General features: G+C 57.3%; 5 protein-coding genes. 2 read left to right on the forward strand and 3 right to left on the reverse strand.

Annotation, left to right across the window (positions count from 1 at the left end; genetic code table 11):
• On the reverse strand, positions 1–2955 hold the full coding sequence (locus ACH107_RS12340; protein ID WP_412506109.1) for a DEAD/DEAH box helicase: 2955 nt from the start codon (positions 2953–2955) through the stop codon (positions 1–3).
• Between the two features lie 307 nt (positions 2956–3262).
• Between ACH107_RS12340 and ACH107_RS12345 the strand changes: the two genes are divergently transcribed.
• Both ACH107_RS12345 and ACH107_RS12350 read left to right on the forward strand, forming a co-directional pair.
• Positions 3263–5125: a TniQ family protein gene (locus ACH107_RS12345; protein WP_412506110.1), complete on the forward strand. Its 1863-nt coding sequence runs from the start codon at positions 3263–3265 to the stop codon at positions 5123–5125.
• A gap of 266 nt (positions 5126–5391) precedes the next feature.
• Positions 5392–7257: an ATP-binding protein gene (locus ACH107_RS12350; protein ID WP_412506111.1), complete on the forward strand. Its 1866-nt coding sequence runs from the start codon at positions 5392–5394 to the stop codon at positions 7255–7257.
• A 40-nt stretch (positions 7258–7297) separates the two neighbouring features.
• On the opposite strand, the gene ACH107_RS12355 is transcribed toward ACH107_RS12350, so the two are convergent.
• Together ACH107_RS12355 and ACH107_RS12360 are read right to left on the reverse strand one after the other, a co-directional pair.
• Positions 7298–9538 carry a hypothetical protein gene (locus tag ACH107_RS12355; RefSeq protein WP_412506112.1) on the reverse strand — a complete coding sequence of 747 codons (2241 nt, stop codon included), beginning with the start codon at positions 9536–9538 and terminating at the stop codon, positions 7298–7300.
• Positions 9539–9965: 427 nt separating this feature from the next.
• Positions 9966–11012: an AAA family ATPase gene (locus ACH107_RS12360; RefSeq protein ID WP_412506113.1), complete on the reverse strand. Its 1047-nt coding sequence runs from the start codon at positions 11010–11012 to the stop codon at positions 9966–9968.
• Positions 11013–11164 lie beyond the last annotated feature (152 nt).

Below are 11164 nucleotides of genomic sequence, written 5' to 3' on the forward strand. Positions count from 1 at the left end.
CTACCCTACAAATACCGCTTTGACGTCCACATACGGGTTCGGATCGTCCACCATTTGCCGAGTCCGCTGGAACCATTCAGTCCATTCCTGAAAAAGGCGCTCGACTTTCTGCTCTTTGGCGCGCCGGATATTCAAACGCCTCTTTTCGGACGGGCTGAGACCTACGGAGGTGTCGGGTTCCTCACCCAGATCCAGGGTGAGTTGGGCCTTGAAACGCCCCTCAAGCTCGCCCAGGCGGTCGAGGACTGCGTCAAGGTCAGCCTGGATCAGAGCCGCTCGCTCCTTCCCGAGCTCACGCAGATGGGTCTGGAACCGATCCACCACAGGCTTGATTGCCGCCTGCGCCGGACCGAGTTTCTCCACCGCTCTGCCCGGGGTGTCCTCGGACAGGCGCCCCCTTTTTATGAAATCCGACACCTCTTCGATCCGAAGGCCCTTGTCCCGCTCGTGAACAATCACGGCCCAACGGTCCACAACCGGGGCGCCGTGCGCGTTCGGGATCGCCCCATGCATCATCACCGCGACCTCCCCCTCGGCAAGCGCACTCAATGGTACGACTGGGGCTGAGTGCTCCGGAAAGAACATGTTGGCCTCGTCCGCGAACCACTCCATTATCGGGTGTCCGTCCCAGAGGTATTGCACGGTCGGCCAAGAACGCTCCTGCATCTTGGCATGGTCGATCGCCTGATTGATCACCTGCGCCTGATCAGTCAGCTCGATCCGGTCTCCTACGCCCACCGCTTCCTGGGGCATGAACCGGCCGTCAACCGCACCTTCACTGGCATAGCCGAACGCGTCACGAGCGCGCATATCTTTCGGGATACTTATACGGATCATCCGCTCGGATGTGGAAATGTCAGGTGTGGTCGGGAAAACTCTTTCTTCTGACAGCGACAGGCGACGAACCATGGCAGCGGCATAGGAAAACGTATCCGTAAACAGGCGCGGCGGTATTACATCCTTCTCGGTACTCCGGTCTGATTTCGGCGCGGCCGGGGTCGCGTAGTCTCCAAAAAGGGCGGCAAGCTCATCGTCGACCTCAAGATGTTGCTCCGCTTCGGCAGCGCGTGCATTCATCTGGTCCTCGAACGCTTCAGCGCCTGTTCCCGCGGCGACCGCTTCGGCCGTGACCGCCTCTTCCTCATCCGCGTCCCCTTTTCCGAGAAATACCGCCGGGTCTCCGACTCCGGCCTGTGCAGCCTCGTCTTTCTCCACGAGCTTCTCGAGGACCCACATCTGCCGCACCTTCTCGTGCGTGCTCTCGCCCACCAAATAAGTGATCAGTGGAGACCGGTCCTGACCGTAACGGTCGATACGTCCGTTGCGCTGCTGGAACCTCAAAAGAGACCATGGAAGGTCAAAGTGGATCAGCCGATGGCATTGGAAATGGAGGTTGAGGCCTTCAGAAGCCATGTCGGAAGCGATAAGGACCCGGACCGGGGACTTCTCCTGACCGAAGGCCTCGATAACCTCTTGAGTCCGGACATCCGCTTCGACGCTCCCCCCGTCGACCCGAGCCACCTGATCCTCCGACAGGCCCATATCCTCTCTTAACCGCTCGGCGAGCCAGGTTACCGTCGCAATCCGCTCAGAGAATATGACAATCCGATCCCGCGGGTTCTTTCCTGTCCAGCCTGCATCCCGAAGCATCTGGATCAGGTTCTGATACTTACTGAAGGCGCGAGTATCGATAGCCTTCACTTGGTCGGCGAGTTCCTGAAGCCGGGACTGGTCTTCCTCTGTCCCCCGCGCAGTCCCGTTGCCGATTCCCCGGATGCGCCGCTCAAGCGTCTCGAGACAAGCGGCGGGGCTGGAAAAGATCGCCTTTGCAAGGGTTGTCCGGAACAGGTCGATCGCGCGTCCCTTGGTGGACTGCTCGTCGAGGTCCAGATGAAGATCAGCAATCGACTTGTAGGCGGCCTCCTCCTCCGCGCTCAACGGGAAGCTCCGGCGGATGAGTTCGCGGCCCGGCACCTGCTGCCCGATATCGGCCGCGACGTTCTTATCGGAGCGGAAGCGCCTGACCACGAGGTCGTCGATATCAGAACGGTGCAAGCGGGTAGGGTCGGGTACCCGTGTCGGGTCCAGCATCTCGATGAGACTGGCAAAGCTCTCCTGCGACCCGTCATGAGGCGTCGCGGTCAGCAAAAGCAGAGAGTCAGTCCGACGCGAAAGGAGCTGCGCCAGTTCCGCACGCAGTGAGTTAGATCCGACAGCCGCTTTCCGGGCCGCCGCGTTATGGGCCTCATCGATAATGATCAGGTCCCAGTACGAATGTTTGATCGCGTCCCGGATCTGCGCGTCCCGTTTCAGCGTGTCGATCGAGACGATGGATCGATCGAACTGATCGAACACGTTGTAGTGCGCAGGAATTTGGTTCCGCATGCGCCGGATCGCAGCGCTATCCAAACGGGACAACGGGATCGAGAACCGGGTCCAGAATTCCTTATGAAACTGGGTGAGCATCGCTCGGGTCGTAACCGTGAGGATCCGGTCTGCGCGCCCTCGGAGAGCCAGCTCAGAAGTGATCAGGCCAGCTTCGAGGGTTTTCCCAAGCCCAACATCATCCGCAATCAGCAGCCGCACTCGGTCCTGCGCGAGCGCCCGCTCTACCGGAAGGTGCTGGAACGGCAGATCATCGATCGCGGCCTTGCCGAGTGTCAGAGGTTCTCGGGTCGTCGTCGGGGTGTTCCGAAATGCAGCTTCAAGATGCAGCTTCGTATCAACGAGACCGGAAGAGGTGTCCGGCACCAAGTGAACGGCTGATGGGTCGAGGACTCGGGCGCCCTTTTCAAGGTCCCAGACGAAGCGCGCCTCCTTATCGCGCACAAGGCCGCTGATTCCACGGCAATAGACCTCCTTGAAGCCGCGCTTGAGGGTCGAGGTGCTCAGGACTTTCCACGTGGCCGAACGTAGACTGATGACGGCGCCTGGGGTGGGGTAAGCTGAGATCATTCTCGGTCCTGATAACTTCGGTAGGCGGCGCCTCTTTTCCCTGATCGACGATCAGTGTTCCGCGTGCTCCTCGAGCCCAGCCCGTTCAAGAATCGACCGGGAAAGGCCAGAGCCATCCACGCCATACTTAATCCAAATGGATTTTCCGAAATCATTCAAGGCAATTAAGCGCTTACACCCCGATCTGCATTGAATGTTCGTCTTCATGCTGAGACTGTGCGACCGGTCAATGACCTCGTGGTAGGGCGTAGGCCTACAACGAAACACAGGGTATGCCCCGTGAAAAATAAATGTCGGCGCGGGTCTGATGTCACAGAAATTACCACTGACTGTTTCGCTCTTATGGCGAGAGACGGCGACCTCCTACACGTCGCGCCTCGCGGCGCGAAACGGGCTGTCCGCGTCTGCGTTCTGTCGGGACTTCGGAGTGTCGTTGCGGTCAGTCGTAGATGGGGACAGTGCCGCCCTTGAGCGGATTGCAGGCCTCGGGGGCGTTTCGCAGACCAAGTTGGCCGCCTGGTCACCGACAACCCTCAGGGGACGCCGCGTTTCGTTCCGGGGACACATATTTCACGGGAAAACAATGCGGAGCCCCGAGATCAGAGGATGCCCCTTGTGTCTAAGAGAGGACGCCGCCAGCAGCCCGCTTGCGCCAGCTCAAGCCATGGGCCTCCGCGGTCACTGGGCTGTGCCGCACGTCGCCGCATGTCGACTGCATGACCATCCCCTTGTTTCGCTTTATCGTGACACCCATGCCACGGAACGGTACGATAACGCTCGACACCTCGCCTCGATCACCACGGCGATAATCAACAAAGACCTTGATCGCCCACAGGAGCCATCGACCACCTTCGAAGACTGGCTGGATGACAGGCTCGCCGACGGACCCGGCTCGGACTGGCTTTCCGGCCACCCGCTGCATGCCGCATCTGTCTTTTGTCGGCTTCTGGGAATCTCCCTTTTGAGGCTGGAGGGCCTCAGATTGGATCACATCTCCGAGGGATCGCGACACGCCCTTTACGCTCTGGGGTTCGAAGTTGCGCAGGAGGGCGAAGATGCGGTTCGCCTCGCCCTTTCACGGCTGCAGAAACTGGTCGACACCCCGCAGGATGGCCCCAAGAAAATCTATCCGGCCCTCTACGACCGGCTGTCACATGATTATGCAGACGACCCTGACTATGCCGAATTCCAGCGCATACTTCGGGATCACATGTCGGCCACCTGGCCACTCGGACCGGGTGATGAACTGATGGGGGAATCGGTTCACGAGCGACGCTTGCATTCCGTCACGACGGCGTCTCAAGAGACGGGGGTCGATCCTCGGCGACTGAGGAAACTCCTGCTCGCCGCCGACCTCTTACCGGAAAACTGCGATCTTCCAGATTCCTGGGCAGTATTTGACGCTGCAGATGCGGCGCCCATCCTGCGCGACCTGACGGCTCTGGTTACCGCCAAGGAATTCCGGGACATGATCGGCGCCACCCGGTCTCAATTCGACCTTCTGGTCGCCGACGGGGTTCTCAAGCCGACGCTTGAAACCTCGGAAACCAAACACGTCTGGGACCCTCGAACGGGCACCGCGTTTTTGACGGGGCTGTTGCGAGGCGCAATTCAGCTTCGTCAGCCCCAACACGGCTGGGAGCACATCTCCAAATCAGCTCAGCGGCTCAAGATCGGACCAGGAAAAATCATCCGCGCTATCACGGATGGGCGGCTGCGCCGGACCGGGAACCTCGAGGGACGGACCGGATACGCCGCGGTATATGTCGATCATGAGGAGGTCGCCCGCTTGTTCGGGGGCGACGCGCCCCCGGGCCTCAGCATAGAGACCTTTGCGAAATCTGTTGGCTTCAGCCCGCCTTCAGGCTTACGTCGGCTCATAATCGACGGTCAGACGCCCGCAACCCGAGCGATCAACCCCCGCACGAACGCAGAGCAGTTCTATATCAGCACCGCTGACGCGGATGCGTTTCACGCGAAGTACTTTACGCCCCGCACGATGGCGAACGCCTACCACAGAAGCTGGCAGAGCCTGCGTGTGGAGCTTGAAAAACAAGGTGTGCAACCGTTTACTCCTGACGACCGCAACTACGGCCGCGTCTTCCTGCGCAGGTCTGTGGAGGGTTTTCTTGGTGCCACACGATTCCATGGCTGGAACGGAGAGCATTGATCGGCGAGGTTGAATTCAGCTGCCCCATCGGCCCGGAGCTGAAGTCCACCGAGTGCAATCGATGCCGCGCCGCAGCCCGTCGAAGCTGCCATTCGTTGCAGCATCCGCTCGGTTTCCAAAAGCATCTATCCGCGGTAATGGTATACAGGTACGGGGTAAGACCATCCAAACCCTCGTTTTTTCATATTCATTGGGCGAGCATTGCGTTTTGAAAGGGATTTTGCTCAGATTTGATGAACAATGGCGGTTCAGTTCAAGGTGATGTCATGAAGCTTGCTTCTTTCGAAATCTATGGGTTCCGCGGGTACCGCCAGAAACGAAGTGTCTCATTTTCAGAGCTAACAACCTTTGTAGGGAAGAACGACGCAGGAAAGTCATCTTTAATGGATGCGATGGAGCTATTTTTCGATCCTGCCGGCAAGCTTGATAAGGATGATCTATGTGTTGTAGACGATATTGCACAAGTCGAGCTGGTTGCCGAATTTAGTGACTTCCCTGAGGAAATCGTACTTGATGCTACGTCAAAAACCAGCCTATCCGGTGAAAAGCTGCTGTACGTCCGTGACGGCTATGAACCACTTCTGCGGATCATAAAACGCTACTCGCAGGGCAAAGCCGCTGAAGTCTTCATTCAGGCCATGGCCCCTCAGATCGACGGCGTCGAGCATCCAATTCTCTTGAAGCAGGCTGATCTGCGGAAATTAGGCCGCGAATTAGGTCTCGAGGATGCGATCCCAGGACCGGAACGGACTAAGAACCCACCATGGCGCGCTGCGATCTTTGACCATTTTGTGGCTGCTCCAATTGTGAAGGTCGAAGTTCCAATTACCAAGGACGACGCAAAGAAAGTGTGGGATCAAATAAGACCGCATATCCCTTACTTTTGTCTGTTTAAGGTGGATCGGGCGAGCTCTGATCAAGACCATGAAGCAAAAGACCCTTTGGCCGCCGCTGCGAAAATCGCGATTGCTGAGCGTGAAGCAGAAATTGCAAAGATCATCGAAGGCGTGGAAGAGCGAGCAACAGATTTGGTCCTGCGAACTCTCGAAAAACTGGAAGAGATGGCACCAGAGCTTGCTGTCGGACTAACGCCTGACATTGCTGGCCAACCCAAATGGGACGGCTTTAAAACAACCCTAAAGACGGAAGGAAACATTCCATTCAACAAGCGTGGTTCAGGCACGAAGCGTCTTGTACTTCTGAATTTCTTCCGGGCTGAGGCAGAGCGGCGGTCGGAGGAGGATGGCAGGGGTATAATATATGCTTTTGAAGAGCCTGAGAGCTCACAACATCCTGAAAACCAAAGGCTGTTACTTGAAAGTTTCAAGAAGTTGTCTCAAAGTGGGAACTCTCAAGTAGTATTGACAACTCATTCGCCATTGGTCGCTCAGAACCTACCGGTTGATTCGTTGAAGCTTGTCCGCAAACAAGCCGCTGATCAAGTTCCGATCATTGAAGAGGTTGTCGAAGGTGACCCCAACGCTGATCATATACTTGAGGCTATAGCTACCGAACTTGGGGTACTTCCTGATAGCCGATTGATAGCCCTCGTGATGGTCGAGGGGCCAAATGACGTGAATTTCTTTCGACACATCTATAGTGCTGTTGCGGGGATCGACCCCGACGTGATCGACCTAGGTGTCTCCCCGAACGTTGCAATAGTTCCCATGGGCGGCTCGGACCTCAAGCACTGGGTTTCAAAGCGATATTTGAAAGGTACTGGTTGCGTCGAGTATCACGTATATGATCGAGACTGTGGCCCGGACGACGAACCGGGCTATGGAACTCATGTTGCCATGGTAGACGATGCCGAAGATGCGAACTCAGCCCGCCTTACGACCAAACGGGAAACCGAGAATTATTTGCATCCAACTGCCATTCGTGAGGCCTTGGATGTCGAAGTCGAAATAGCCGATTTCGATGATGTTCCATTGGTGGTCAGCCAAGCTAGCAAGAAAACGGAACTCGCTCCTGACATGGGCACTGGCACTGCGAAGCGGCTCTTGAACGAACGTGCGGCGCAACGCATGGACGCTGCAATGCTGCGAGAAATTGATCCGGCTGACGAGGTTGTCCAGTGGTTTCGAGATGTGACCCAGATCGTGAGGCAAGGGTTGGCTGAACGAAGCTGACGAAGCCTCAATCCAACAAGTTGTTGGCCTGGCCTGCTAGCTACTTGACCAGGCTTCCGAAAAGACTGGCAAGCGCTGCATCGCCAAATTCCTCAGAAGTGCCGTCGCCGCGTCGTGATAAGCTGGGCCGGTATTCACCGTGATCGGGATCTTCAAACTCGACAAGCCGGTCAGTGACAACTTCCCTGGCATTGGTAGCGTCGTATCCGGTGAGCTCGGCCAAAGAGTCGAGATGTTCGAGATGCTCCGAGAGACTCTGCTCGGAATCCAGGTGACTGATGGCCTCTCTGGTATCAGTGAACTCGTACCGAACCATCCTGTCAATTGCGTCATCAACCTCCGCGGGGACATCATGGTCCATGTGTTCACGAACGTTCTCAATCGTGTTGATCAGATCATCTAACGCCATGCCGCCTTCGATAGCTTCGACCAAACGGGCTGAAATAGCGGCAAGCAAATCGGCGCGAACCGGATGCTCGTCATCGACAAAATTATAAACCCACCAATGCAACTCGGGAAATGACTGACCGTCCTGCCAAGACACAAGGTCAAGTTTTCCGTCCTGAAAGAGCGCAAGGGCTTTCTCGATAAACTTGTCCTGACCAGACGCCTCCCACCATTGCAAAAGTAGTTCGACCCGCGCCGTCACCGGCATATCGTCCGGCGACCATCTCCAGAAACCGTCGCTTTTGGTCTTTTTCATCGACGGCTTGGCGTCAATCCGATCTGAGTAAGCAGAGAAGGCAGTGGCGAACTGTTTCAGGAATTCCGGATGGGTCTTGAAGAGCTCTCTGATGTGCCACCACAATCCGCGCGCCCAGTCGGCGCGCTGCGCCGTACCGGGGAGTAACAGAAGAAACTCTTTGTCGTTCAGAAAGGATTTGAGAAAGTCGCGGAGTGACGGGTTTACAAACGAGACACGACTTCCCCAGATCGATATAAATCCCGACTCCAGCGATTTCAGGGCGTCCTCAAAATCAGTCGGTGTCGTCGGCTGGCCGTAATGAACGCTGATCGTCCTGTGCAGCTCTGAATAATTCGTCCTCGTATCTATAATGCTCTCGCCAAAATCGCTGCCAAAAAACATCGAGATCAGCAGGTTCTGCGATTTCGTGTCCAATGCCCTGAAGGGCCTGCTCCAGATCAGCTCCGGGTTCTGCAGTGCACTGTAAAGATAGGCCGGATATTGCTCCGGCGCGACATCATCCAAGCTATCGCTGGACGCCGACGCGATCACGCGCGGGTTATAGTTCTTGTGGTCGATGATCTTCTTGAGCCAATCGCCTTCCAGCAGCGCCCCGAAATGGTCGCGCGTCAGGCTCGATGCCGCCAGATGATTAAACAGAATGTAGGATTTTACCTTGCGGGTATACGACCCGACATCCAGCAGGTATTTGGCGAGCTGGAAGCGCTTGTCATCCACGTAGTCGGATATCCGGCGCGCTTCCTCGAAGATATGCGCGCGCGTTGTCAGAACGAAGCGTGCATTCTTTGAGGCTCTAACTCGCCGGACAAACGTCGCCAGTGCGGACTCCCGTTGGAGCAAGGATTGCCTGTCGAGCTGGATGCGACCGAGAAAGTCGTCAAAGAAGAATATGGTCGGGGTGTCGTCGTTAATCTGCGCGAATCCTTCATCCAATGATTTGATCGCGGAGAACTGCCAACCTTCGTTTAAATAGTAATAGGAAAGCATCTTTGCGAGCGTCGTCTTGCCTACGCCCGGCGGCCCGGAGATGACAAGCACCCTTTGTTCTTCGAGCTTTTTAGACGCTTCATCGAAACTCTCGTTGCGAACATAGACCTTTAGCTCGTCTAGGATTTCCTGTTTGGTCGCCTGCGTGTAGGCCTCAAGGCCGGAGCGCAATATCCGTTCCAGAACGGCGGCGCTGGAAAGCCAAAGCTTGAGATGCGCCTTCTCAATGTCGGGATAATTGCGCAGTGCGGTTTCGATATCTTCCTGCCCCCAGATATCGTTTGGTTCCTTCAAGAAATCGCCGAGCACCGCCGCGATCTTGTCACTACGAGACGGAGTAAGCGATTGCGAAGTAAAAAGGAGATAGCGGTCCGGCTTGAGCCTGTGCAACTTTTTCACTTCCCTGCCTACTGCCGACTTGAGCTGGGAAAAGCTTGATCCAACATAGTGCTTGCTCTGCAGGATGGTCTTTGTACCGCCTTTCGCGTGCCGCCCGTCGATCCCGCCGTCCGGACCGGGCCCAAAAGCCGAGAAGCGCAGTGCGGTTTCGACCTGCGCGATGTCCCTGCATAGGTCTTCGAAATCCACGTCTGAGAGGTTTTCTAATCTAGACAAAGCGGTGATCCAAAAAGCTCAAATGAGTGTGCCCGCGTTTCTTTTGCGAAGCATTTTAGTCGGAGCACTGCACTTACCGAGAACGGCAGTTCCCCACCAGACCCTACAGGCGTAAGGATGAAACCATCAAGGCCGCTTTGAATGGCTGCTCTCAGACGTGGGGCGCCTGGACGCTGCATCCGCAGAGAAGGACAGCTTCCCGCCCTTCCGTCGATGAAGGGCTCTTTGCCGTGGGTTACCTCGCCCCCAACGGGTTGGCACCTTGCATCTAACGTACTTTTTCTTATCACTGAACCAAGGAGTATCGGCGTCCCGCGCCAATCGGGTACAAGGTTAAACGCCAAGGGCAGGAGCGCAGCGCTCCTGCCCTTGGGTATGCAATTACGTTACAGCAACTGGATCAGTGCAGGAGCGCCGCCGGCTCATCATCGAGTTGCTCCAGGATCCGCCGGATCCGGCGCAGACTCATACCCGTGCGCTCGGCAGCCGCCACCACCGAACGCCGCGCCATGTGAAGGACTTCTGGATCAAGCTCCGAAAAGCCCCGCGCCAGGGTATCGAACATCTGTCCCGCGACCTGCGGCGTCACCTCGGGCAACTGAAAAACGGCACAGCGGTCCCGCAGCGGCGCCGCGATCCGGGAAAGGTCGTTGGCGGTCATGATCCAGTTCACGCGCGACGTATCGAACCGCAGGCGGAGAAAGGGACATTCGAACCGGCTGGCGGTCTCTGGCTCGAGCATCTGCATGAGCGCGGTTGTCAGGTCGGGCACGGTTCCACTGTCACTCTGCGGACGGGTTGCTTTGTCGATTTCGTTGACCACCATGAGCGGGTTCGCGACCCCCGTATTGAGCACCGTCTCGACCGGGAGGCCGGACTGGGCATTTTTCCACCCTCTCTCAAGGCCGGTCACGCGGAACGCGGCACTACCCGATCCGACATCGATCTGCCTGTAGGGGGCTTCGGTCGCCGCGGCGATGAGGCGCGCAAAGGTTGTCTTCCCGTCGCCCGGTGGCCCAACCAGGATCATCGGCGGAACGGACAATCCGCGGTGTCCCGCCCGGACCGAACGCCGCATATGCCGCATCAGGAAGGTGCTGATTTCAGACATCCACGGCGCCGCCGCGTGCAGCGCCGCAGCCCAGGCGTCGACGTCTTCCCGATCGGCCGGCCCGGTCAGTGCAGCACCTACACGCGCCAGCCGGATGAGTTGATCCTGTTCCGCTTCAGCCAGACGCTCGAGCCCGTTTGCGCGGATATGGCGGTCGCGAGCTTGCTGTCCTTTTCTCTTTGCAAACCTCTCATCAACGTATCTCAGCCTGTCTTCCCGGCCGAGACTGCATCGGATACGGCGCAGGAAGGAAATGAACCGCTGCTCGAATTCGCGTTGGGACGGGATTGCGAGCGCGGGCGAAAGGACCGGGAACTTGTTGTGCTGGCTAGCCATGCTCGCCTCCGCACAATGGGGGGAGCCCCGCGTGCGTGATCGCAAGACGGACGGAGACTCGGTGGGGCAATAGGTTGATCATGTCGTGCTCTCCATGTTGCGTGGTGAAACGCCGAGAGCCGCAGGCCGGTGGGCCAGGTCCAGAACGACAT

The sequence above is a fragment of the Roseovarius halophilus (ex Wu et al. 2025) genome, assembly GCF_047086965.1.

Coding starts and splice junctions, on each gene's coding strand:
- ACH107_RS12340 (WP_412506109.1), bottom strand. CDS start 2,955: ATGATCTCAGCTTACCCCACCCCAGGCGCCGTCATCAGTCTACGTTCG.
- ACH107_RS12345 (WP_412506110.1), top strand. CDS start 3,263: ATGTCACAGAAATTACCACTGACTGTTTCGCTCTTATGGCGAGAGACG.
- ACH107_RS12350 (WP_412506111.1), top strand. CDS start 5,392: ATGAAGCTTGCTTCTTTCGAAATCTATGGGTTCCGCGGGTACCGCCAG.
- ACH107_RS12360 (WP_412506113.1), bottom strand. CDS start 11,012: ATGGCTAGCCAGCACAACAAGTTCCCGGTCCTTTCGCCCGCGCTCGCA.